This is a genomic window from Parageobacillus sp. G301, assembly GCF_030268025.1.
In the GTDB taxonomy this organism is placed as follows: Bacteria; Bacillota; Bacilli; order Bacillales; family Anoxybacillaceae; genus Parageobacillus_B; species Parageobacillus_B toebii.
This window is the reverse complement of sequence record NZ_BSDB01000002.1, coordinates 537854-563014: the sequence shown is the minus strand read 5'-3', so window position 1 is coordinate 563014 and position 25161 is coordinate 537854. Positions and strand designations below refer to the sequence as shown.

The window sequence follows — 25161 nt, the reverse complement described above, 5'->3', positions numbered from 1 at the left end:
TTATGTATAGGGTGCCCATCGTTCGCGTGATCAACCGTGGTGATTGGGTCTATTATTATCCTTCTTTTACCATTTCTTCATATTGCTCTGCTGTTAATAAATTGTCGATCTCGCTCATATCGTAAGGCTCGACAACGATCATCCATGCTTTTTCATACGGTGATTCATTCACATATTCTGGATTATCATTTAATTCTTCATTCACTTCTACTACTTTACCGCTAATTGGCGCATAAAGTTCAGAAACAGTTTTCACTGATTCGACGCTGCCGAATGGCTCGTTTGCTGTAATTTCTGCACCTACTTCTGGCAATTCAACAAAAACGATGTCACCTAGCTCCGATTGTGCAAAATCAGTAATACCGATGCGCACTTTATCTCCTTCGACACGCACCCACTCATGTTCTTCTGAATAGCGTAATTCCTTCGGTGTATTCATAATCGCACCCCTCCATTAATTTATATTCTTTTTAATATTGTATTCTTTTTAATAATAACCGATTTTGCCAAAAAACTCACTGAATTCGTTACATTTGTTTAAAGAATTTTTCGTATTGCTCTCCGTTAAATCCGACGATGACATGATTTCCATCCGTTAAGATCGGGCGCTTGATCAACATGCCATCGGAAGCAAGAAGCTCAAGAAGTTCCTCTTCCGAAGCAGTATTCACTTTATCTTTTAACCCTAACTCGCGATATTTCATACCACTTGTGTTAAAAAATTTTTTCAGTGGAAGCCCGCTCTTGCGATAAAGTTCTGTCAATTCCTCTTTTGTCGGCGGTTTTTCGACAATATGTACTTCCTGCACCGTGATGCCATGCTCATCGAGCCATTTTTTCGCTTTTCGGCATGTGCCGCACTTTGGATACCAATAAAAGGTTAACGACATATTGCACCATCCTTTGCAAACGAAAGTACCAGGATAAAACCTGGTACTTTCCATTATTACACAATATAACGTTCTGCTTCAATGAGCGCCGCTGCCGCTTCACGTTTTTTCGCGATGATATTGATTGGAGTATAGCGCGTCAATTTACGCAAAGCGGCCAACATCATACGCAACATATCGCCTTGCTCTACTGCGATAATGGTTTCTTTCGCGTGCGCCTCGATTTCGTTAAACGCTTCCTGGCAGAAAATTTGCGTATAAAGAAGTTTTTGTTTGTTTTTCTCTACTCCGGAGTTTTTAATTGCTTTTTCTGTGCGAAGCAGAGCAGATTCCATCGCGTAAATATTCGCAACAATGTCGGCAATGTTTACTAAAATTTCCTGTTCATTTTCCAATTTTGGACCGAATTTTTGTGCTGCTAATCCCGTCACCATTAATGCGATTTTTTTCGCGTTGCGTACTAAATATTTTTCTTGTTCAAGTACGCCGTCACCAACTTCTTCCGGCATAAGAATCATTAATTCTTCTTGAAGCTGTTGCGCTTTTTGAAGAAGCGGCAGTTCGCCTTTCATTGCTTTTTTCAAATACATTCCAGGAACTAATAGACGGTTAATTTCATTCGTTCCTTCAAAAATACGGTTGATCCGAGAGTCACGATAAGCCCGCTCAATTTCGTATTCTTGCATAAATCCATAACCGCCGTGAATTTGTACACCTTCGTCAACAATACAATCTAATGTTTCTGTTGCGAAAAATTTGTTTAGCGAGCATTCGATGGCATATTCAGCAATCGATTTCGCAATTTCTTTTCCGTCTTTTGCTTTTTCCTCATCAAGAAGGCTCATCCGTTCGTCAAATAAACCGACCGTACGATAGACGGAACTTTCTGTTGCGTACAACCGGGATGCCATTGTCGCAAATTTTTCTTGTGTTAATGTAAACTTAGAAATCGGTTGTTTAAATTGTTGACGTTGGTTCGCATATTGAAGCGTAATTTCCAGAGCCCGTTTTGCACCGCCAACCGCACCGACTCCTAGCTTATAACGGCCGATGTTTAAGATGTTGAACGCTATAACATGGCCTTTTCCAACTTCCCCAAGCAAGTTTTCTTTCGGAACAGGCACGTCTTGTAAAATTAATGTACGTGTCGAAGAGCTTTTAATTCCCATTTTCTTTTCTTCCGGTCCAGTAGAAACACCAGGGAAGCCACGCTCGACAATGAACGCGGAGAAATGTTCGCCGTCTACTTTTGCGTATACGACAAATACATCCGCAAACCCAGCGTTCGTAATCCATTGTTTTTCACCGTTTAAAATATAATGTGTACCTTCCGCATTTAATCTTGCTGTCGTTTTTGCTCCTAACGCGTCTGAACCAGAACCAGGCTCTGTTAACGCATATGCAGCAATTTTTTCACCAGTTGCTAATGCCGGCAAATATTTTCTTTTTTGTTCTTCTGTTCCGAACAAGGCAATTGGAAGTGATCCAATTCCGACGTGTGCACCATGAGAAATCGAGAAACCGCCGGCACGCGCCATTTTTTCTCCGATCAGTGCGGAACTGATTTTATCAAGCCCTAAGCCGCCGTATTCTTCTGGAATATCCGCGCTAAGCAGCCCTAGTTCCCCTGCTTTTTTTAACAATTGCACAGAGCGATCAAATTCATGATTTTCTAAATACTCTAACTGCGGGAGCACTTCGTTTACAACGAAATCTTCCGTTGTTTTCGCAATCATTTTATGTTCGTCTGTAAAATCCTCCGGTGTAAAAACACGTTCACAAGGAATGTCTTCAATAAGAAAGCTTCCGCCTTTAATCGCATTTTCTAATGCTTTTGCCATTGTAACTCCTCCCCTTGATTTTGTATATCGTCGGGCGGAAATGTACCGCCCATTTAAATTAATTCAAATACTCCTGCTGCGCCCATACCGCCGCCGATACACATCGTGACAATTCCAAACTGTACATTGCGGCGGCGCATTTCATAAAGCAATGATAGAGTCAGTTTTGCGCCTGTACAACCAAGCGGATGGCCAAGCGCAATCGCTCCTCCGTTTACATTCACTTTTTCCTCATCTAGTCCAAGCTCGCGAATCACTTGGATCGATTGAGACGCAAACGCTTCATTTAGTTCAATTAATCCGATATCGGAAAGCTCTAACCCCGCAAGTTTTAACGCTTTTGGAACCGCAGCAACCGGACCGATTCCCATTACTTCCGGCGGTACACCGGCAACAGCGAACGAACGGAATTTTCCAAGCGGTTTTAACCCTAGCGATTCTGCTTTTTCACGGTCCATCACCATTACTGCAGCGGCTCCATCGCTCATTTGTGAAGCGTTCCCGGCTGTTACCGTTCCGTTGACCGAAAATGCCGGACGGAGTTTTGCTAAAGTTTCCATATTCGTATCTGGGCGTACCCCTTCGTCCTCTTCGAAAAGTATTGTTTTCTCGACTAGTTTATTATTTTCTACTTTTCGAACGGTTACTTCTACCGGGACAATTTCATCCTTAAATTTGCCTTCACGAATCGCTTTTGCGGCACGCTGATGGCTTCGTACAGCAAACGCGTCTTGGTCTTCACGGCTTACCCCATACTTCATCGCCACTTGTTCGGCCGTATGTCCCATTGACATATAATACTCTGGAGCTTCTTCTGCCAGTTTCGCATTTGGACGTATCACATGCCCCATCATTGGAACAAGGCTCATCGATTCCACACCGCCAGCAATGACCGTATCCGAATGGCCAAGCATGATTCGCTCCGCAGCGTAAGCAATCGCTTGTAAACCAGACGAGCAATAACGATTAATCGTAATGGCAGGAACCGTGTATGGAAGCCCTGCAAGCGCCCCGATGTTTCTCGCAATGTTCAATCCTTGCTCTGCTTCTGGCATCGCACACCCAATAATAAGGTCATCGATATTTCCTTCATAATTCCCCGCGCGTTTCAACGTTTCCTTTACAACGAGCGCGCCTAAATCATCTGGACGCACATGGGCGAGCGTCCCTTTTTTCGCCTTTCCGACCGGCGTGCGCGCCCCAGCTACAATCACCGCTTCTCTCACAATCTTCCCCCCTGTTTTTTCATATATGCTAGTTGCGTAACGGTTTTCCTTTGACAAGCATATGTTGCATTCTTGCTTGCGATTTCGGTTCGCCAACTAGGCTTAAAAATGCTTCGCGTTCTAAATCAAGCAAATACTGTTCATCCACTTCCGTACCGTATGGAACTTTTCCGCCGGCGATGACATACGCAAGTTTTTTCGCGATTTTTAAATCATGTTCACTAATGTATCCAGAGTGATACATCGACTGCGCTCCAAGCAACATTGCTGCATAACCTGTTTCACCAACCACAGGTACTTTTTTGCGAACCGGCGGGCGATAACCTTGATCGTAAAGAGAAATCACTGCTTGTTTCGCGTCATGAAGCAAATGATCACTATTCATCGTAATGCCATCTTGTTTACTTAAGAAGTTCCATTCGCGCGCTTCCGCTGCTGAACTTGATACTTTTGCCATTGCGATCGTTTCAAACACTTTATTCGCCACTTGTTGCAAATCGACATTAACTCCGTTTGGCAGACTGTTTAAATATTTAATATAAAGTTCTTTATTTCCGCCACCGCCAGGAATGAGGCCGACACCAACTTCCACAAGCCCCATATACGTTTCCGCCGCGGCTTGAATGCGTGATGATGGCAAACAAATTTCCGTTCCACCACCGAGTGTCATCGCAAACGGTGCAACGACCACTGGTTTCCGACTATACTTAATATTCATCATCGCTTGCTGGAATTGGCGAACAGCAATCTCAATTTCAAAATAGTTGTCATCTTGTGCTTCCATTAAAATCATCGCAAGGTTTGCACCGACACAGAAGTTTTTCCCTTGGTTTCCTATAACAAGCCCCTTATAATTTCGTTCTACTTCTTCAAGGGCATAGTTAATCATTTGAACAATATCCGTACCGATCGCGTTATTTGGCGAGTGAAACTCTAACAACGCTACATCATCGCCAAGGTCAATTAAGCTTGCACCGCTATTTTTCTTAATAACATCTTTTTGCTCTTTCAAGCGCTTAATATGAATGACTTTCGGATTTTCTTTAATCGGTTTGTATTCTCCGTGGTCGTAATAGAATAATTCCCCTTTTTCCGATTTATAGAAAGAAGTGAATCCATCCGCAAGCATATCCGTTACCCACGAAGGAATTTCAAATCCTTCTGCTTGCATTTTACGAACAGATTGCTCAACACCGATTGCGTCCCACATTTCAAACGGACCGAGCTCCCAGCCGAATCCCCATTTCATCGCACGGTCGATAGCGACAATGTCATCGGCAATTTCACCGAGCAATTTCGCAGAATAGAGAAGAACTCGGGCAGTAATGTTCCAAAGGAATGTTCCTGCACGGTCATCCGCATATACAAGCGCTTTCAACTTATTGGCAAGCCCTTTTGCTTGTTTGCTCATTTCTACTGCCGGGGTTGTTAACTTTTTACGCGGCTCATATTCCAATGTTTCATAATTAAGCTCTAAAATATCTTTTCCTTGCTTCAAGAAGAAGCCTTGCCCCGATTTGCTGCCGAGCCAGCCTTTTTCGAGCATTGCCTTCATAAAGTCCGGAACGCGGAATGCCTCTTTTTCTTCTCCTTCTACTTTTTCCAATACATTGTTGGCAACGTGAATAAATGTGTCTAATCCAACTACATCAAGCGTACGGAATGTCGCGCTTTTCGGACGGCCAATCAGCGGCCCTGTAATCGAATCTACTTCCCCGACGCTATATCCGCCTTTCATCATTTCTCTTACAGTGACTAACAATCCGTACGTGCCGATTCGGTTCGCGATGAAGTTTGGCGTATCTTTCGCCATCACAACGCCTTTGCCAAGAACCTCTTCTCCAAACGTTTTCATATATGAAACCACTTCCGGGGCTGTATCTTTTGTCGGAATGATTTCAAGCAGCTTTAAGTAGCGCGGTGGATTAAAGAAATGTGTTCCTAAAAAATGTTTTTTAAAGTCCTCGGAACGGCCTTCTGCCATTGCTTCGATGGAAATGCCCGAAGTGTTTGAGCTGACGATCGTTCCCGGTTTTCTTACCTCATCTACCCTTGCAAATACGCTTTTCTTAATTTCTAAATTTTCCACAACCACTTCAATAATCCAGTCCACTTCAGCAAGACGATGAAAATCATCTTCAAAGTTTCCTACCTCAATAAGGGCAAGATTGGACTTTGACATAAGCGGCGCTGGCTTTTGTTTCAATAACTTTTGCAACGCTTGATTGACAAGGCGGTTGCGCACCTCTTTATGTTCAAGTGTCAGCCCTTTTGCTTCCTCTTCCTTCGTCAGCTCATGCGGGACGATATCAAGAAGCAACGTCGGTATCCCCACGTTCGCTAAATGCGCCGCAATTCCCGAACCCATCACACCAGATCCGAGCACGGCAGCCCTTTGAATGCGTTTCACCATTCCATTTCCCCCTCATACATTGAATGAATAGTCATTCATTTTATGCTAAAAAAAATATGCCATTAAAATTGTTGCTATATTAAATATAAAATATATTAATAATTTTCGCAATATACAAACTTAACAAATTTTGTATTCATAAGAAATTATTTTTTGGTGACGATAATAAAAGGGGGTGAGACTGATGGCAAAACTGAAAAAGAACCCTTCAGAAAGAGCAGTCAGCGCGGCAAGCGTAAAGGGTAGCGCTGGTCCGACTGTGGAAACGGACGGCGGAGGAAAAAAGACGAGCCAAAACCAGCAATATAAGCGGCATAATATGCAGGGTGAATGAGTAAATAACTTTTGCATAAACAGGTAATATAAGCAAAGCAGAGGCAGCAAAACTATCTCAAAGCCGATATTCTTCACAAACGTGCTTGCAAAGCCTTTTAGCACAAGAGAGCTCACTGCTGCAAGACCGTTCTCCCCAAAAAGTGTGCAAGATATACATCCCGATATGAAAAAAGAGGATGTCCAAAAGTGTTCAGTAGCTTTTTGCTTTTCGGACACCCTCTTTTTTTTGTAAAAAACAAGAAAATGATTCTCCTTTTGGTATAATAAGTATGGCCAACAACCAGAAAGAAAAAGACTGGATTCAAAAGGTCGATTCAGCAATTTTTGAACCAGCCTCTTGATTTAAACATAAGGGGGGGGAAATAATGACAAAATTAAAGCTATTTATTTCAATTTTATTAATGCTAACTTTCTTTATTTTACCAGCATCAACTAACCCAGCCTCAAAAACTACTAATGAAGTTTCTATTCCATTAAGTAACTCAAATCCAAAAAGTATCTCAATTAAAATGCCAGGAAAAACTTTTGAATTTATCAAATCCACATCATTCACTCATATTAAAGCAAAAGATAAGAACTACTATTATAAAATCAAAGACAAAAACAAAATTTTGGCTAATTTAAGAGTAACAATAAGAGCAATTGATAATGGTGATAAATTTATATTTACTAGAATTACAAACTATTCAAAACAAAACATCTATACTTACTTAATAATTCCATTATCTAATACAACTGCTTATAACCTCGAAAAATACAGTGATAGAGGCAAAATTATTAGACAACACGACCACGTTTTTGGTATTGATCCAACTTCACATCCAATTGGAGTGCTTAACGCATACAATAAAAATCAAACAGTAGCAAGCATGATGTTAGGCAAAAACTATATTTCGAAACAACTTGTAAAACGATACAGCAAAACTCGCGCAAGCTACGTGAGGGAATTTTTAGAGGAAACTGATAATTATAAAATTCACTTAAATTCAAAAACAAAATCTACTTTTATCAATTTAAATTTAAAAACTCAATCTAACTCTATTGGAGAAAGCTGGGTTTTAATTTCTAATCAACTTTTATTCAAAAACAAAAACAATATGGACTATTGGATGAAACGTAGCATTGAAGAATATATATCTACTCATAAATGGCTAACAGCTGACGGTCCATATTTCAAATTACCTTGGTCAATTGAACCAGCAACAAAAATGGGATTTGGAAGAAACTTGGGTTATATGCAAGGTGATGATTTTGTAAGTAATTATTCTTTTACAAAAGAAAGATTTTTCTATAATATGATTATTAACTCATTAGCAGACTTAGATGTATTTTCTCATGGTGAAATAAGAAACAATAAAGTGAGCGTTTTTCAAACAGAATATACCAGCACTTGGTTAAAAAGAGAATACGGTATAACCGCTCCATATATCGATACTAGACATAATGAATTTATAGCTTTATTCTTAAAAAAGGCTGGTACTACACTAAATATCAATAATCTAAAAAACGCTAACTTAATCTATGCGGACTTCTTAGTAAAACAAGCTGCTATTGGCAATACTATTAATCTAAAAAGTGGATACCTTATCAATGATTATTTCTCAACAGATGGCAAAAAAACTCACGTATCTTTAAACCATGTTTTAGGTGAAATGAGATTCTTATTAGATGCTTATAAACAAACAAAAAATCAAAAATATTTAAATGTAGCAATGCAAATTAGAAAAGGGGTTGAATCTTTAGGCACTAAATGGCTAAGAAAAGACGGAGACACGTGGTATCAAGTTAACAGAGATTTAAAATTCTTTGGAAGAGACTATAAACTTCTTACATTGGGAGATTTACTATATAGCCAAAAATCTTGGGAGGAAGTCGGATATAAAAGAAGCCCCGTATTTGATATTTTAATCAAATCAAAATATAAATATTTAACAAATATTAATTACCCTATCAAGCCAAATATTTTAAATGAGTTAAAACGCCAAGGTTTTATACAATAATTCAAAAAGGGGGTGTCCAAAAGCGTTTGGTAGCTGTTCGATTTTCGGACACCTCCTTTTTCGCAAAAAATAGGGAAATCATTCCTCATTTGGTATAATAAGGACAATAACTAAAAAGAAAAAAGACTGGCTTCAAAAGGTTGATTCAGTATTTTTTTGAGCCAGCCTCTTTTTGTTTTTATTTACGCAACACGCCTTTTAAAACGAATGCAACGTTTGCTGGCCGTTCCGCAAGGCGGCGCATAAAGTAACCGTACCAGTCCGTTCCGTATGGAACATAAACGCGCATCGTATATCCTTCACGCGCAAGCTGTTCTTGCCGCTCTGGACGAATTCCGTATAACATTTGGAATTCGAACTGGCTATTAGGAATGTTATATTCTTTGACAAGCTGCTTCGTATATTCAATGATGGCGTCGTCATGGGTCGCTACCGCTGTATAGTTTCCATTTAATAAATGCATCTTAATGATTTTTTTAAAGTTTTCATCGACATCTTTTTTATCTGGAAACGCCACTTCCGGTGATTCCTTATATGCCCCTTTGACAAGGCGCAAATTTGGGTGGTAATCTTTTAAATCTTCGATATCGGATACCGTACGGTACAAATACGCTTGCAATACCGTTCCGACATTATCATATTCTTTTTTCAACTGTTTAAAAATATCGAGCGTTTTTTGACAACGAGAATAATCTTCCATATCAATCGTGACAAAAACGCCGTGCTGCTTCGCCGTATCTAAAATACGCCGCATATTGCGCATCACAAGCTCGTCTGAAATATCAAGCCCCATCGATGTCATTTTTAACGACAATTGTGAATTAAGCTTTTCTCTTCCAATCGCTTCAATCGCTTCGATGCAATGGTTCGCCATCTCGTTCGCTTCTTTTTCGTTATCCACGAATTCACCTAAATAATCGACCGTAACAGCCAACCCTTTTTTATTTAATTGTTTAATCACTTCGACAGCCTGTGCGATCGTTTCTCCTGCAACAAATCGGGAGGCCCCAAAGCGCAATCCATATTTTTTCGCCAATTTAGTTAATGTCTTATTTTTCGATAAAAACAAAAAAAAGTCGCGCATCAATTGCTCCATCATTGTACCTCCTTATTCCGCAAACGCATTCGTATTTTTATTGTAGCATGTTTTATTATTATTGAATATCTTTTTTCGACAAAATTCTTCCCTGTGTATAGTTTTCCACAAAATGAACAATCTACAACTGAAACATTCAACTTTGGAAAGGAGCATGATGTATGCAACAACAAATGAACATGCAACAACAACAAACGGCCATGCCGCAGCCGCCGCAAATGGTTTCAACGAAAGATGCGCTTTATTTTACAGACATGCTGTCTTGGAATTTGCTTGCCATGAAAAAAGCGCACTTTTTTGCATCGCAATGTCAAGACAAAGAAGTGGCACAAGCGCTTGAAAAAGCTGGTCAAATGCATCAACGTCACTATCAAAAAATTTTAAGCCACCTACAAAATCCAAGCCAGCCTAAAATGACAATGCAATAACAATCGGGAGGAATGATCATGAACCAAAACCAAATTCAAAATCCAGAAACGCAAATACCAAAAACACCGCAAATGAATGATCGCGACTTTCTTAACGATATGTTAACAACAGAAAAATATATGACTTCCTCATATAACGTCTTTTTGCATGAAGCAAGCCATCAACAATTATATCAAGATATGATGAATATTTTTACGGAGACACAAAATTGCCAACGTGAGTTATATAACTTAATGTTCAAAAAGGGCTGGTACAAGCTTGAAGCAGCTGACCAGCAAAAATTGCAACAATCGTATCAGCAATTTCAAGGATACACAAATCAATTCCCATATCAAAATACAGTTCAGTAATACTAAGCCTTCAGGCAGCGAAAAAGCCATGATTGCACACATCATGGCTTTTTCGCATTCGCGCGCTTCTTCATTCCATTATTTGATTTCCGCAACCAACTGCTTCATCTGCTCCTTCGCCTCCAGATAAAGCTCACTCCAATGTTTGGCGAGACTAGGTGCTGATATGTTTCCCGTTACAAAGCGCCCCGCGTATTGCGAGGACGCTCTTTCTCAATACCAGAATCCACTATACGGATAATAAGGAGGGTATGGATAATACGGTCTTGGACGATAGAAAAGCGGCAATGCTAGGGTACTACCGAGCAATCCGCCTAGAAAGCCGCCTAAAAACGGACCTCCGAAAAATACTCGTGGATATACCATCGCTATTCCTCCTTCCCAAAAAATAAAACTGGACACCAACATGTTATGTCAATGAAAGGCAAAAGGAGCTGGGAAGCTGCCCACTCTTTCACAAGCTTTTCTTAAAATATGGATTTGAAAAAGATCAAAGCCTGCCATGTAACCGGCAGGCTCAAGCAATGTTTATTACCAATAAGGGAATCCGTATCCGTAACCACCATAACCGCCATAGAACGGGCCTGTTAGCGCGCTGCCCAGCAGGCCCCCTAAAAAACCGCCAAAGAACGGGCCGCCAAAACCAAATCCCCATGGGCGCCAGCCAAATCCCCACCATGGACGGCCAAAACCAAATCCCCATGGACGCCAGCCAAATCCCCACCATGGACGGCCAAAACCAAATCCCCATACTCTCGTATCTTGTAAGTTTATATCATTCATGCTCCTCTCTCCTTTGCTGATCGTTTTGTTTCTTCCCTTTCAATATATGTAGGACAAACGCCGAGGTCATGGGCAATTGACCGTTTTTGCAAAAAAATAGGCTGCCTAGACGCTCTAGGCAGCAATGAAAACCATTATCGAACGACTTTGGCCATTTCCGCGATCGAATCAAAAAGGATACGGACTGCTGTTTCCATCTGGTCTTCTGTCATCGCTAACACTGGAATAAACGTGATCACCGGACCGAGCGGACGAATAATCAATCCGCGTTTTCGAGCTTCTAGAATAATACGATGTTCAATCATTTCGGAGCGCGGGAAAATTTGTTTCGTGTTTCGATCTTGAACAATTTCAATTCCTACCATTAATCCTTTTTGACGAATATCCCCAACAATTGGAATTTCATAAAGCTTCTCTAGCTTTTTTGCCAGCCTTTCTGCTTTTTTTCTTACGTTTTCTACAAGATTTCGTTTTTCGATGAGTTCAATATTTTTTAAAGCGACAGCACAAGACAACTGATTGCCTGTATATGTATGACCGTGATAAAATGTCTTGTCTTCGTCGACTTCTCCTAAAAACGCTTCATACACTCGATACGTTGTTAATGTGGCAGCTAGCGGTAAATAACCACCTGTAATCCCTTTCCCTAAACAAACGATATCTGGCGTTACTTGTTCCTGTTCACAAGCAAACAGCGTGCCCGTTCTTCCAAACCCGACGGCGACCTCATCGCAAATAAGCAGCACCCCATATTTTCGACAAAGTGTTTCAATGCCTTTTAAAAATCCTTTTGGATGTGTAATGATGCCCGCAGCTCCTTGAACGAGCGGCTCCACGATCACGCCGGCGATTTGTTCATGTTCACGCTCTAACACATCTTCAAGCTGTTGCAAACAATATCTGACAATCTCCTCTTCATCGCCATATCCGTCCATGCGATACACATACGGAGAAGGAACTTCGATTCGTTCAAACAACAGCGGCTTAAAAATGCGATGGAATAAATCCATTCCGCCGACACTCACAGCGCCAACCGTATCACCATGATACGCTTCCTTTAAAGAAACAAATTTATTTTTTGCCGCATATTTAACTGGATCAATGTTTTTCCAATATTGGTACGCCATTTTTAGCGCAATTTCCACAGCGGCAGCTCCCGTGTCGGAGTAAAACACTTTCGAAAGTCCCGGCCAAAGTTCAATCAACTTTTTCGCCAATAAAATCGAAGGCACATTTGCCGACCCAAGCAATGTCGAATGCGCGATCGTTTCTATCTGCATGTGCAAAGCTTCATTTAATTCTGGATCATTATGGCCGTGGACGTTTACCCATAATGATGCATATCCGTCCAAATATTTCTTTCCATTGACATCAAATAAGTAGCTTCCTTGCCCACGCTCAATAATCAGCGGATGTTCTTGCACGTATGTTTTCATTTGAGTAAACGGGTGCCACACATACTCTTTATCCCAATGTTCTAATTGTTCATAACTATACCTCAACGGACAGCACCTCCTGTAACAACTGCTTTTGCTTATTATTCTTTAGCCAACGTTCCGCCAACGCCATCATCGTATGCTTCGTCACCTTCGCAAGAGATGGCAGTGTGGCGATAACCGGCAAATCTAACATTTTCTTTATTGTTTCAATATTATTAACATGAATGATGCTTTCGGCATTAAATTGATTAAAAATCAACCCAAGAACACGAATGCCTTGCTGCTGTGCGTAAGATACGGTTGTCACCGTATGATGAATGGCGCCAAGCCCTGCTAAGGAAACGATGATAATTGGAATGTTGTATTCTCTAATCAAATCGTTGGTCATATAAAACCCTTGTTCCTTCTCTATTAGCGGAACAGCTAAACCTCCCGCCCCCTCGACAAGAACGATGTCGTATTGACGTTTCCATTGTTCGATTTTTTCCACTATCAACGCCGGGTCAATAGTGGTATTCGTTAATGTTGCTGCTAAATGCGGCGAAACGGCGGGTTCCATATAATATAGCCCTTCTGATTGCGCCAGCCCAACAACCTTCTCGTACCAATATTGATCCGCAAATGAAACTCCATCTTCCGCCAAGCCGGTTTGAATCGGCTTAAATATTTTTGTATTTAACCCCATCTTTTGGAAAACAAAAGCAAGAAAAGAGGTTGCCACCGTCTTGCCAATCTCGGTTCCTGTTCCAGTGATAAATATTGCTTTTCCCATTAGGAAACCACCCCTTGCTTACGAATGACGATGTGAAGACGCGGCAGTATACGTGCAACAAGTACGGAACAAACCGCACATAACAGTAGATCTCCCGGCACCGGAAGCACAAATCCAAACCATAACGTTTGTCCAATGGTAAGCGGCTTTTCCACGATCCATTTCATCGCCATATATAACCAGGTGCATCCAAAGCAATAAACAACTAGAAGAGTAGATAAATTCGCTAGAAAAATAGCAGCCGTTTTACCAAATTGAAAGGTTTTCATCATCCATCCATTAACATAGGCCCCCACAACAAAGCCGATCAAATAACCAAACGTCGGCTTCAACACATAGCTAGGTCCTCCGCCTTCCGCGAAAACTGGCGCTCCCGCAAGACCGATCAGCACATAAACAAGCTGGCTCAACATCCCCAGCTTCGGCCCTAGTAAACATCCCGCTAAATAAACGGAAGCGATTTGCAACGTAAACGGCACATATGGAATCGGAATTTTGATAAACCCGCCAATGGCCGTAAGCGCGGCAAACAGCGCCGTCAGCAACAATGATTTTGTTTTCATTTTTCCCCCTCCAATCCCATATTTTTTCTCTTATTTTGCCTGACAATCTATTAAATGTCAACTTAATTTTGTTTATAGGTTAACATATAAACAAATTTTCCTACAATGAATCAAAAATATAGTGATAGAAATAATTACAAAAAATAAAACGGCTAATCCTAGCCGTTGAGGTGATATTATAAATTCTTTTTTCTGCTTCGTTTATATTCTGCTGCAGAAATGAAACTATGCCAGAAACCTTGCTGGTCATGTTTATATAATGTTATTTATTTTCCATTACTTATGCTGAATAATCTTCATCCCACATTGACAAAGAATCGAATGTTTTAACCGACGAATCGGCTGATGACATTGTTCACAAATGATTTGTTTGCGCATGTTTATGCTCTCCTTTTCACTGTTGCGAAATAATTATTTCTACCATCTATTATATATATTATTTTTAAATAATCAATATTAAATAATAATAATTTTAAATTTAGAAAGCACATTAATTTGGATGAAAATGGTGTTGATGTTATAATAAATAATGAAGAAATATTCCAACAAAAAGGATGGGATGAAACGATGTATGATGTTGCCATTATCGGGGCTGGACCTGCCGGGGCAAGCGCTGCTATTTTTACCGCAAAAGCGGGAAAAAAGACATTACTGATTGACAACGACAAAAGCATTACAAAACGGGCTTGGATTGAAAATCACTATGGAGTCATGGAAGCCACAGGTCCAGATTTAGTGGAAACAGGAAAAAAACAAGCGGTCAAATTTGGAGCAGAACTTGTGAATGGCCAAGTTGTCAACATCCAAAAATCAGAAACGGGCTTTCAAGTGGAAACTGAAAACCAAACATTTGAAGCAAAACATGTTATTTTAGCAACTGGTGTAGCAACCGACCTCGCTGAAAAAATTGGAGTGAAAACAAAGCCAGGAACCGAGCCGCGCATTAAAACAATTATTGATGTAGATGAGAACGGACGCACAAATATCGATGGAATTTGGGCGGCCGGAACAGTGGCTGGCGTCAGCGTACATACCATTATCACCGCTGGCGATGGAGCGAAAGTAGCGATTAACATCATTAGCGAATTAAACGGTGAACGGTATGTGGATCATGATGTATTAAAAACAAAATAAAAGCTGCCCACAAATGTGGGCAGTTCTTCGTTTATTATCCCTTCTCGATGCTTCGATACTTTCCCTTTAAATAACAATAACGGATCTCTCGCTTCGTCTTTCCTCAAATCGTCCGTCACTTCGATCAATACAGCGTAAATTCTCCAATATAGGAGCTATGTACATTAGGATGTCCATTTACCCATTGGAAATTTACATAGTTGTCCGGCAAACGAGCGGGAAAAATCTTCTTGCTCTCTTGTCAAAATGTTGAAGGCAAATTAACTTGGTCGGTAACAAACACTAAATCGAGCAATTGTGTAAAAAAGAACCCGTATCATTGTATAGGGAATGATACAGGCTCTAATGATCAAGAATTGATTTTTTTAGTCGTTGGAAATAATGACTTTTAATGCTTTTTCTTTTGCTGCGTTGCCAAATACCTCATAAGCTTTCATAATGTCAGAAAAAGCAAAGCGATGTGTAATTAATTGTTCCGGTTTCAATTTTTTCGACTCCACCGTTTTTAATAACATCGGTGTAGAAGTCGTATTGACAAGGCCGGTTGTTAGCGTAATGTTACGGATCCATAATTTTTCAATATGAAACTCCACGCTTTTTCCATGAACACCGACATTGGCTATATGACCGCCTGGTTTTACAATTTCCTGGCAAATATCAAATGTTACTGGAATTCCGACGGCTTCCATCGCGACGTCCACGCCTTTTCCGCCGGTTAGTTCCATAATTTTTTCAATGGCCTTTCCGTCGGAACTGTTGACTACTTGAGTCGCACCAAATTTTTTCGCAACTTCTAAACGGTTATCGTCTAAATCAACCATAATGATCTCCGCAGGCGAATAAAACTGAGCTGTTAACAGCGCTGCCATACCTACAGGACCAGCTCCGATAATGGCAACGGTTTGTCCAGGCTGAACCTTGCCGTTTAACACACCAATTTCAAATCCTGTCGGAAGAATGTCACTAAGCATGACGAGTGCCTCTTCATCCACGCCTTCCGGAATCGGATAAAGACTTGTGTCTGCGTATGGGATTCTTACATACTCCGCTTGGGTTCCGTCAATTAAGTGTCCTAAGATCCAGCCTCCATCTTCACAATGAGCATACAACCCTTTTTTGCAATTTTCGCATCTTCCGCAGGAGGTAATACAAGAAATCAACACTCTATCGCCTTTTTTAAAATTTTTTACTGCTGAACCAACTTCTTCAATAATTCCTACACCTTCATGGCCTAAAATCCGGCCTTCTTCTACAGTAGGAACATCTCCTTTAAGAATATGCAAGTCTGTTCCACAAATCGTTGTTTTTGTAATCTTAACGATTGCATCTGTTTCCTTTTCAATCTTTGGTTTTGGCTTTTCCATTACTTCTTTTTTTCCTGGTCCTAGGTAGGTAAGCGCTTTCATTTTTAGTCCTCCTAAAAAAATTGGATTATTACAACTTTTATTCTACAAAATGTGTCGAATTATGTCAATATTTTGTCATAATTTTTTCTGTCTAGGCTTTGATCTCCTTTGATGATGAACCTAATAAATTCTCATCAAAGCCAAAATCTTAAATACATCAAATTGTCTCGGGCTGATCAATTAAAATTAGGATGCTTTGCATTACTTAATAGAAAAACAACTGTAAATCATACTAATTCTCTTTTATCAGGAGTCATATGCATAAATCAGACGTTTTTTTAATTAAATGAAGATGCAAAACTCATAACGGATGCATAAATGCACATAAAAATCCGCCACCTTGAAAATCATTCAGCAGCCAAACCAACTACCAAGGGATGGACACTATCATGATTTTCAGTTGGAGCGATAATATTGATAACAGCTTATGCATTTTCGTACATATGGCAACTTAATTATCTGAATAGTTGTTATATTATTTTAAATATGATTTTATTATAAATATATTTTTATAATTATTATAAATAAGTATTGACTTTAATTTGATAAATGTTATCATTTGTTATGAAGACGAAAATGAAAATGGGGGGAAATAAACGATGTCAGATAAAAAAAAGCTCACAACTAGTTGGGGAGCACCTGTTGGCGATAACCAAAACTCGATAACGGCCGGTAATCCCGGACCGACATTAATCCAAGACGTACATCTTCTTGAAAAACTGGCACATTTCAATAGAGAACGCGTTCCAGAACGTGTCGTACATGCGAAAGGCGCAGGTGCGCATGGTTATTTCGAAGTAACGAACGATATGTCGAAGTATACAAAAGCAAAAGTGTTTAATGGTGTTGGAAAACGCACACCTGTGTTCGTCCGCTTCTCTACTGTCGCCGGTGAATTGGGATCTGCGGATACAGTTCGCGACCCGCGCGGTTTTGCGGTGAAGTTTTACACAGAAGAGGGAAACTACGATATTGTAGGCAACAACACACCAATTTTCTTTATTCGTGATGCGATTAAATTCCCGGATTTTATCCATACACAAAAACGCGATCCGCGCACACATTTGAAAAATCCAACAGCAATGTGGGATTTCTGGTCTTTATCTCCGGAATCTTTGCACCAAGTCACTTATTTGTTCGGGGATCGCGGCATTCCGCTCACTTACCGTCATATGAACGGATACGGAAGCCATACATTCAAATGGGTGAATGAAAAAGGCGAAGCAGTATGGGTAAAATACCACTTTAAAACAAACCAAGGCGTCAAAAACATGGATCCGGAACTAGCGGTTAAAATCGCCGGAGAAAATCCGGATTACCATACGGAAGATTTATATAACGCCATCGAAAAAGGCGACTATCCATCTTGGACATTATATGTGCAAATTATGCCGCTAGAAGACGCAAAAACATACCGTTTCAATCCATTTGACGTCACAAAAGTTTGGTCACATAAAGATTATCCGTTAATTGAAGTCGGCCGTATGGTATTAAACCGCAATCCGGAAAACTACTTTGCCGAAGTCGAACAAGCGACATTCTCTCCTGGAAACCTTGTTCCTGGCGTTGAGCCGTCACCGGACAAAATGTTGCAAGCCCGTTTGTTCGCTTATGCGGATGCGCACCGTTACCGCGTTGGCGTGAACCATAACTTGCTTCCGATCAACCGCCCGCGCGTGGAAGTAAACAATTATCAACGCGATGGCTTTATGCGCTTTGATAATAACGGAGGCGGTTCCGTCTACTATGAACCAAACAGCTTCGGTGGCCCAACGGAAGTACCGGAGCATAAAACAACTCCATTCCCAGTATCCGGCGTGGCAGAAAGCGTGCCATATGACGACGATGATCATTATACGCAAGCAGGCGACTTATACCGTCTCATGAGTGAAGAAGAAAAAGCCCGCTTAGTGAAAAACATCGTCGAATCGATGAAACAAGTCACAAAAGAAGATATTAAATTGCGGCAAATCCGCCACTTCTATAAAGCCGATCCTGACTACGGCCGCCGCGTTGCCGAAGGGCTTGGCTTAAGCGTCCCAGACGATGTGATCACAAAGGCATAGCGGATAGATAAACCAAGGATAGACGCTGACTGACAACGTCTATCCTTTTCATTTTTTCATCCGCCTTCTTTGACATCTCTCTTTTATAAAATTTGGATGTAATGTTATTCACGAAATAATTCCCATCCGTATCGCTTTTGCCACCGCTTCCGTACGATTTTTAGCGTTTAGTTTTTTCATCATGTTGGAAATTGGTGTTATGTCAAGAAAACGGACACGTTAAGCAGAGAGAAAAGCTCTTGTTTATGCAGCTATTTTTCTTTTGTCAGCGTAATATGCAGCAAACATAATCGGTTCTCCGTCACGTCAACAAAGGGATGAGACGGAAGGAATATTATCATCGCTTTGGCCATGGCTGTTCTGTTTTTTCATTTTGGGATAAAAGCTCAAAAAAAGAATCCATTATTTGACAGTTGGTAAATTTATAAAAAATCGAGATAGATATTTGAAAGATGGCAGGGCATTAGAAGGAGACGGAAATTAGGGAAGTTCCAAGTAGGTAAGGAGAATAGAGTATGTTAAATAGAACAACGATGGAAACATTTCATTTGCAACTGAAAAGATGGAGATTCCCGGCATCGTCTCTAACGCCATCCATGAGTTCAAAGACGAACTTCTTACATAACCATATCCCTTGGAGATTAAAATAAATCAACGGACTTGCCGATATGGCAAGTCCGTTCAACTTGTCGACTTTGTCGACAAGCTGAGCTGCCGTTTATCGGCAACTCTCTTTACTAAATTGCTTGCTTGACACTAAAGGTATAATTAACTCTTGTTTTTGAACCGGTATTTACAAACATATAACGGTATGTGGCTTTTGTCGCGGAATGATACGTTAAACTAGTATATCCATTCCTTTTAACTTTCACTGTTTTTATCGTTATCCACTTACTGCCAGATTTCTTCTGTAAATAAGCCGTAAAATAGCCTTTTGCTTTACTATTAGCCTCCACGCCTGCAATTATAGTACTATACCCCGGTTGCGTTTGTGTAAAGGTTTTGCTTACTATTACGTAGTTAGAAAAGTACCCACTTACGTACCATGTTGTATACAATGAACCTGTGACCTTCCATGTTTTCGCGCTTGCACCTTCTGCACCTATATCAGCAAAACCTAGCGCCATCACAAATGACATCATGATTACAATAAAACTTTTTTTGAATTTCTTCACTATGTATGACCTCCTTATATTATAGTAAAACTCCCTAATAAATTATAACTTTATTGGAAATAAAATACATGTGACCATTCTACTAATTTGGAAAGAAAGATGTTCATGTTGGAATCTATGTAGGAAATGGTAAGTTCACAGGTTGTCAGACATCAACAGGCGTTGCAATGCTGATATTATATAAATATAATGATAAATATTTAATATTTAAATATGAAAAAAGCCGGCATCATGCCGGCTCTTTGATTATCTATATACTCTAACTTTTACAGTTCTGACGCCCCATTGGATAGCTTTTGCTTTTGTAGGCATGAATACGTCAATTTTGTTTCCTTTGATTCCGACTCCTTTATCCGCTGCAACCGCATAGCCGTAACCTTCCACATAAACCTTTGAACCTAGTGGAATTACCTTCGGATCAACGGCAATTGCTTTAATCGAAGGGTTTTTCTTTAAATTTAAGCCTGTAGCCGTTATTCCGCTGCAGCCTTTGCAGTTTACTGTATAAGCATATGCTTTAACGGTGAGTGTTTTGTACGCTGCTGTTTTGGCTGCTGCCTTTTTTACCGTAGTTTTAACAGGCGCTTTGGTTGCCGTTCCTGAAATCTTTAAAACCTGTTTTGGTCTGATCAAATCGCTTTTAAGGTTATTCCAGCTCTTTAGCTGGCTGACAGTCACTTTATACTTTTTAGCTATGCCCCAAAGAGTATCACCACTTTTTACCTGATATGTGCCGGCTGCCGATGCAGCTCCTGAAAATCCGAACGCTAGAAAGATTGATGAAGTAATATATAATAGTAGCTTTTTCAAGATACTACTCCCTCCTTGCTTAAATTCGTAACAATAGAATACTTGCTTGGATTCGTACTAGGATTCGTAACAGTATAATATCAATAAAATATAACAATTATGTTTCATAGAGTTAGTAATTATGTTACAAAATGAAGACATAATTGTATCATCTTGTTCTTTCATATAAAAAAAGTGCACTTTATATCAAGTGCACCCGAACAATTGACATAGAATCAATGAAAAAACGGACTTGCCATTATCGGCAAGTCCGTTGATTTATTTTTGAGCGTATGATTATGTAATGGAGACGGTGGGAGTCGAACCCACGTCCAGAGATATCGCCACTTAAGCATCTACGAGCGTAGTCGGTATATTTCGGTTTCGCTGCATCTTCCGCCTACCGACAGGCCTCCGAGCAGCTAGCCTGATTGTTCTCTTCCCTCGTCCTCAGGCGGCGGACTCGGGCGTAGCCCACTCGTTATGAGCCCCTGCACCACCACGTGGGCGATGGCGGGAGGAGCTAGCTGCGTTTAATTAGGCAGCTAAAGCGTAGTTTTCTTTGCCAGTTATCTTTAAGTGACGTTTTTTACGAGGACGATCCCCTCGGCTCGCAGCTTAAGCGCGACCTATCCCTGTCGAATCCGTATCGTCCCCGTGATGGAGAAGCGATAACGATAAGCTTAAGCTTTGGATAACTGGCTTTTGCATTATTGATTATAACATAATGCATTTAATTTTCAATTATAAAGTTTTGGAATCATATTTTTTGCCGTTTGTGTTATTCATTATAACATAATGCACTTAATTTTCAATTGTAAAGTCTTGGAATTATAATTTTTGCCGTTCGCGAAAAGCACGTTCGATTTCCCGTTGTGCTTCTCTTCGTTTCATATCTTCGCGTTTGTCATATTTTTTCTTTCCTTTGCCAACGCCTAACAACACTTTGGCAAAACCGTTTTTAATATATAGCTTTAACGGAACGAGCGTATAGCCTTGTTCTTTTGTGTAACCAATCAGCTTATTAATTTCACGGCGATGAAGAAGAAGCTTTCTTGTCCGCAATGGGTCATGGTTATAACGGTTCCCTTGTTCATACGGACTAATATGCATATTATGAAGAAATACTTCCCCTTTTTCGACCTTCGCAAATGAATCCTTTAAATTAACTTTTCCAGCGCGAATCGATTTAATTTCCGTTCCTTGCAGGACAATCCCCGCTTCATACGTTTCTTCGATAAAATAATCGTGATGCGCTTTTTTGTTTTGGGCAATCAGTTTCCCTTCACCTTTTGGCATACGACGTCCTTCCTCCTCATATCGTGCAACTATGATTTTAACAAAAAACGTGAAGAAGGAAAAGTCTCTTGCTATCGAGACTTTTCCTTATCGTTTTTTCTTTTTCTTCTTTTTTGCTTTTAGCTGTGGAACGTCTTCGTAAAATTTCTTTGATTTTTTCGCTTTTCCATTTTGTCTATTTGTTTTTTTCCGCTTTTTCCCTTCAATAACGACAGGTGCACTTTTTGCCTCTTTAGGACGGCGGCCTTTCATGCCGACAATTTCAAAGTCGACGATCCGCTCATCTTTGTTCACGTTAATGACACGCACGGTAATCTCATCGCCGATGCGGTACACTTTTCCGGTTCGCTCACCGATCATGGCGTAATGCCGTTCATCATAGCGATAATAGTCGTCCGTTAAGTAGCTGACATGAACAAGCCCTTCGATCGTGTTCGGGAGTTCGACAAAAAGGCCGAAGTTCGTAACCGAGCTAATAATTCCGTCAAACTCCATGCCGATTTTATCTTCCATAAACTCTGTTTTCTTCAAATCATCCGTTTCCCGCTCGGCTTCCACAGCGCGGCGCTCCATATCGGATGCGTGTTCAGCGATGTCTGGAAGCTTTTCGGCCCATTTTCGTTGGGTTTGTTCATCCATTTGCCCATTAATTAAGTACGTGCGAATGAGACGGTGCACAATTAAGTCTGGATAACGGCGGATCGGAGATGTAAAATGCGTATAAAAATCGGTCGATAATCCGTAGTGTCCAAGACTTTCCGCGTCATAGCGCGCCTGTTTCATCGAACGAAGCATCACCGTCGATATGACCATTTCTTCCGGCTCGCCGCGAACCGCTTCTAAAATTTCTTGGAGCGCGCGCGGATGAATTTGGTTTCCTGTCCCTTTGACGACGTAGCCAAAGTTTGTAATAAATTCGAGAAAACGCTGCAGCTTTTCTGGTTTTGGATCTTCGTGAACACGATAAATAAACGGAACGTTTAACCAATGAAAATGTTCAGCGACCGTTTCGTTCGCCACCAGCATAAATTCTTCAATAAGCCGCTCCGCCACCGATCGTTCACGAAGCACGACATCATAAGGTTTTCCATTCTCATCCACAAGCACTTTTGCTTCTTTAAAGTCGAAATCAATCGCACCGCGCTTCATCCGTTTATTGCGCAAAATTTCCGCAAGCTCTGCCATCAATTCAAACATTGGCACAAGCGGTTCGTATTTTTTTCTTAGTTCCTCGTCTTTATCAACGAGAATTTTGTTCACATCCGAATACGTCATCCGCTCTGTCGTACGAATGACGCTTTGGAAAATTTCGTGGCTGACGACTTCGCCGCGTTCGTTAATTTCCATTTCACATGAAAGTGTTAAGCGGTCGACTTTCGGATTTAAGGAACAAATGCCGTTAGACAAACGATGCGGAATCATCGGAATGACGCGATCCACCAAATAAACGCTTGTCCCTCGTTCGTATGCTTCGCGGTCAATTGGCGAGCCTTCTTCCACATAATAGCTGACATCGGCAATGTGGACGCCAAGCTTGTAATTTCCATTCTCGAGCTTAGTGACCGTTACAGCGTCGTCTAAGTCTTTCGCGTCTTCGCCGTCGATCGTGACGATCATTTGGTCGCGCAAATCGCGGCGGCCTTGCAGGTCCTTCTCCGAAATCGTATCGGAAATGCTGTTGGCGTGTTCGATTACTTCATCTGGAAATTGGAGTGGAAGGCCGTATTTATGAATAATCGATAAAATATCAACACCTGGGTCGTTTTTATGGCCGAGAATTTTAATAACTTCTCCTTCGGCGCTCATTCGTCCTTGCGGGTACGATGTCAACCGCACGACCACTTTATGTCCTTCCACAGCACCGTTAGCGGCATGTTTCGGAATAAAAATGTCATTGACAATTTTTTTATCATCCGGAATGACAAATCCGAAATACTTGCTTTCCGTATAAGTTCCGACAACTTCGGTGACACCGCGTTCTAAAATCCGTACAATCGTTCCTTCCCTGCGGGCGCCTGACGATTCGGAATGCACACGCACTAATACGGTATCGCCATGCATCGCGTTTTTCATCTCGGAAGGCGGGATGAAAATATCGTCGAGCGACGGATCTTCCGGCACAACGAAAGCAAACCCTTTTGCGTGTCCGGACACTTTTCCGCGCACTAAGTTCATTTTTTCCGGCACACCGTAGCGATTGCTTCTCGTACGCACAACAAGCCCTTGTTCTTCCATAGCGACAAGCGCCTTCACAAATTCCTTGAACTCTGCCGCATCCGTAATGCCGAACGCTTCTTCCAACTCTTGAACAGTAAGAGGCTTGTACGCCTCGTCCCGCATAAACGTTAAAATTCGATCGACTAATGATTGATCCATCATTTTCCCTCCTTTCAATATGATTACCAATCTAACGACTCTAAAAACTCAAAAATATCTTCATGCAGCTGTTCTTTTTCTTTATCTAGCGTAATGACATGGCCCGATTCTTCATACCATTTGATTTTTTTTACTGGTGATTCAATACCGTTATAAATAATATTGGCACTATCAGGGTTAATCATTTCATCGTGGCGCGCTTGCACGACAAATGTCGGCGCATAAATTAAATCGATATGGTCGCGTACATCCGCAATCAGCTCTTGCAGCGCCTTTAACGTTTTCATCGGCGTCTTTTTAAACTCTTCCATTTCTTTTTCAATTTGTTCCGGCGTTTTTCCTTCCCGTTTTTTATATTCGCGCGCATACTGCAGCACACCTTGATACATGGTTTCTTCGCTTTTAATATACATCGGCGCGCACATTGGAATAATTCCTACTACAGGTACAGTGTAGCCTAATTTAAGGGAAAATACGCCGCCAAGCGATAGTCCAGCGACTGCGATTTTTTCGTATCCTTTATTTTTTAAAAATTCATAAGCGTTCATTACATCTTGCCACCAGTCATCCGGTCCGGTATGTACAAGCTCTTCTGGCGGCACCCCATGGCCTTTATAAATCGGCGCATGGCATGTATATCCTTTTGATTCAAGAAAACGTCCCAACATTCTTACATCCGACGAGTTTCCAGTAAAACCATGAAGCAATAAAACCGCACGTTCTCCTGCTTCAAAGAAAAATGGCTTTGGTGGGACGATCTTCATAATGCACAACTCCT

The 25161-nt window shown here is 40.9% G+C and carries 24 protein-coding genes and 1 other RNA gene; 6 read left to right on the top strand and 19 right to left on the bottom strand.

Going from position 1 to position 25161, the window contains the following annotated elements; all coding sequences use genetic code 11:
* Window positions 1–55 precede the first annotated feature (55 nt).
* The 5 genes from gcvH to QSJ37_RS11455 all read right to left on the bottom strand — a co-directional run bounded on the left by gcvH (window position 56) and on the right by QSJ37_RS11455 (window position 6370).
* Window positions 56–439, bottom strand: a complete 384-nt coding sequence (gene gcvH, locus QSJ37_RS11475; protein ID WP_015865000.1) for a glycine cleavage system protein GcvH — start codon at window positions 437–439, stop codon at window positions 56–58.
* A gap of 88 nt (window positions 440–527) precedes the next feature.
* Window positions 528–890 carry an arsenate reductase family protein gene (locus tag QSJ37_RS11470; RefSeq protein ID WP_285755261.1) on the bottom strand — a complete coding sequence of 121 codons (363 nt, stop codon included), beginning with the start codon at window positions 888–890 and terminating at the stop codon, window positions 528–530.
* Window positions 891–946: 56 nt separating this feature from the next.
* Entirely contained in the window at window positions 947–2731 is a 1785-nt protein-coding gene (locus QSJ37_RS11465) for an acyl-CoA dehydrogenase family protein (RefSeq protein WP_285755260.1), read from the bottom strand.
* Window positions 2732–2784: 53 nt separating this feature from the next.
* Entirely contained in the window at window positions 2785–3957 is a 1173-nt protein-coding gene (locus tag QSJ37_RS11460) for an acetyl-CoA C-acetyltransferase (RefSeq protein WP_015865003.1), read from the bottom strand.
* A 28-nt stretch (window positions 3958–3985) separates the two neighbouring features.
* Window positions 3986–6370 (bottom strand): 3-hydroxyacyl-CoA dehydrogenase/enoyl-CoA hydratase family protein, encoded by a 2385-nt coding sequence (locus QSJ37_RS11455; RefSeq protein ID WP_285755259.1) that lies wholly within the window; start codon window positions 6368–6370, stop codon window positions 3986–3988.
* Window positions 6371–6554: 184 nt separating this feature from the next.
* On the opposite strand from QSJ37_RS11455, the gene QSJ37_RS11450 reads away from it, so the two are divergent.
* Both QSJ37_RS11450 and QSJ37_RS11445 read left to right on the top strand, forming a co-directional pair.
* A complete protein-coding gene (locus QSJ37_RS11450) occupies window positions 6555–6704 on the top strand; it encodes a YuzL family protein (protein WP_285755258.1) in 150 nt (49 codons plus the stop codon).
* A gap of 367 nt (window positions 6705–7071) precedes the next feature.
* The gene (locus tag QSJ37_RS11445; RefSeq protein WP_285755257.1) at window positions 7072–8706 is read left to right on the top strand and encodes a hypothetical protein; all 1635 of its coding nucleotides are present in this window, start codon (window positions 7072–7074) and stop codon (window positions 8704–8706) included.
* Window positions 8707–8884: 178 nt separating this feature from the next.
* On the opposite strand, the gene QSJ37_RS11440 is transcribed toward QSJ37_RS11445, so the two are convergent.
* Complete coding sequence (locus QSJ37_RS11440) at window positions 8885–9802, bottom strand: proline dehydrogenase family protein (protein WP_089098073.1); 918 nt, start codon at window positions 9800–9802, stop codon at window positions 8885–8887.
* A 161-nt stretch (window positions 9803–9963) separates the two neighbouring features.
* Between QSJ37_RS11440 and QSJ37_RS11435 the strand changes: the two genes are divergently transcribed.
* Together QSJ37_RS11435 and QSJ37_RS11430 are read left to right on the top strand one after the other, a co-directional pair.
* Complete coding sequence (locus tag QSJ37_RS11435; protein WP_285755255.1) at window positions 9964–10230, top strand: hypothetical protein; 267 nt, start codon at window positions 9964–9966, stop codon at window positions 10228–10230.
* Window positions 10231–10248: 18 nt separating this feature from the next.
* On the top strand, window positions 10249–10581 hold the full coding sequence (locus tag QSJ37_RS11430; RefSeq protein ID WP_015865008.1) for a spore coat protein: 333 nt from the start codon (window positions 10249–10251) through the stop codon (window positions 10579–10581).
* Window positions 10582–10659: 78 nt separating this feature from the next.
* On the opposite strand, the gene QSJ37_RS11425 is transcribed toward QSJ37_RS11430, so the two are convergent.
* From QSJ37_RS11425 to QSJ37_RS11400, 6 genes are all read right to left on the bottom strand, one after another.
* Complete coding sequence (locus QSJ37_RS11425) at window positions 10660–10749, bottom strand: DUF2573 family protein (RefSeq protein ID WP_108430412.1); 90 nt, start codon at window positions 10747–10749, stop codon at window positions 10660–10662.
* Between the two features lie 45 nt (window positions 10750–10794).
* Window positions 10795–10947 (bottom strand): hypothetical protein, encoded by a 153-nt coding sequence (locus tag QSJ37_RS11420; RefSeq protein WP_167317816.1) that lies wholly within the window; start codon window positions 10945–10947, stop codon window positions 10795–10797.
* Between the two features lie 165 nt (window positions 10948–11112).
* On the bottom strand, window positions 11113–11364 hold the full coding sequence (locus QSJ37_RS11415) for a hypothetical protein (protein ID WP_285755252.1): 252 nt from the start codon (window positions 11362–11364) through the stop codon (window positions 11113–11115).
* A gap of 134 nt (window positions 11365–11498) precedes the next feature.
* Window positions 11499–12866: an adenosylmethionine--8-amino-7-oxononanoate transaminase gene (gene bioA, locus QSJ37_RS11410; protein WP_285755251.1), complete on the bottom strand. Its 1368-nt coding sequence runs from the start codon at window positions 12864–12866 to the stop codon at window positions 11499–11501.
* Window positions 12856–13575 (bottom strand): dethiobiotin synthase, encoded by a 720-nt coding sequence (bioD, locus tag QSJ37_RS11405; protein WP_285755250.1) that lies wholly within the window; start codon window positions 13573–13575, stop codon window positions 12856–12858. Before bioD ends, bioA begins: the two co-directional genes overlap by 11 nt.
* Window positions 13575–14138, bottom strand: a complete 564-nt coding sequence (locus QSJ37_RS11400) for a biotin transporter BioY (RefSeq protein ID WP_285755248.1) — start codon at window positions 14136–14138, stop codon at window positions 13575–13577. The genes bioD and QSJ37_RS11400 overlap by 1 nt, the downstream gene beginning before the upstream one ends.
* Window positions 14139–14705: 567 nt before the next feature.
* On the opposite strand from QSJ37_RS11400, the gene QSJ37_RS11395 reads away from it, so the two are divergent.
* A complete protein-coding gene (locus tag QSJ37_RS11395; protein ID WP_285756112.1) occupies window positions 14706–15272 on the top strand; it encodes an FAD-dependent oxidoreductase in 567 nt (188 codons plus the stop codon).
* Between the two features lie 365 nt (window positions 15273–15637).
* Here QSJ37_RS11395 and QSJ37_RS11390 read toward each other — a convergent pair whose 3' ends face one another.
* On the bottom strand, window positions 15638–16678 hold the full coding sequence (locus QSJ37_RS11390) for a zinc-dependent alcohol dehydrogenase family protein (RefSeq protein WP_285755246.1): 1041 nt from the start codon (window positions 16676–16678) through the stop codon (window positions 15638–15640).
* Between the two features lie 599 nt (window positions 16679–17277).
* Here QSJ37_RS11390 and katA point away from each other — a divergent pair.
* Window positions 17278–18744: a catalase KatA gene (gene katA / locus QSJ37_RS11385; RefSeq protein WP_285755245.1), complete on the top strand. Its 1467-nt coding sequence runs from the start codon at window positions 17278–17280 to the stop codon at window positions 18742–18744.
* A gap of 737 nt (window positions 18745–19481) precedes the next feature.
* Here katA and QSJ37_RS11380 read toward each other — a convergent pair.
* The 6 genes from QSJ37_RS11380 to QSJ37_RS11355 all read right to left on the bottom strand — a co-directional run bounded on the left by QSJ37_RS11380 (window position 19482) and on the right by QSJ37_RS11355 (window position 25147).
* A complete protein-coding gene (locus QSJ37_RS11380; protein WP_285755243.1) occupies window positions 19482–19919 on the bottom strand; it encodes a hypothetical protein in 438 nt (145 codons plus the stop codon).
* Between the two features lie 246 nt (window positions 19920–20165).
* A complete protein-coding gene (locus QSJ37_RS11375) occupies window positions 20166–20729 on the bottom strand; it encodes a 3D domain-containing protein (protein ID WP_285755242.1) in 564 nt (187 codons plus the stop codon).
* 281 nt (window positions 20730–21010) lie between these two features.
* Window positions 21011–21365, bottom strand: a transfer-messenger RNA (tmRNA) gene (gene ssrA, locus QSJ37_RS11370).
* 174 nt (window positions 21366–21539) lie between these two features.
* Window positions 21540–22007, bottom strand: a complete 468-nt coding sequence (smpB, locus tag QSJ37_RS11365) for an SsrA-binding protein SmpB (RefSeq protein WP_015865015.1) — start codon at window positions 22005–22007, stop codon at window positions 21540–21542.
* Between the two features lie 87 nt (window positions 22008–22094).
* A complete protein-coding gene (rnr, locus tag QSJ37_RS11360; RefSeq protein ID WP_285756111.1) occupies window positions 22095–24383 on the bottom strand; it encodes a ribonuclease R in 2289 nt (762 codons plus the stop codon).
* A gap of 23 nt (window positions 24384–24406) precedes the next feature.
* Complete coding sequence (locus QSJ37_RS11355; RefSeq protein WP_062678962.1) at window positions 24407–25147, bottom strand: alpha/beta hydrolase; 741 nt, start codon at window positions 25145–25147, stop codon at window positions 24407–24409.
* Window positions 25148–25161 lie beyond the last annotated feature (14 nt).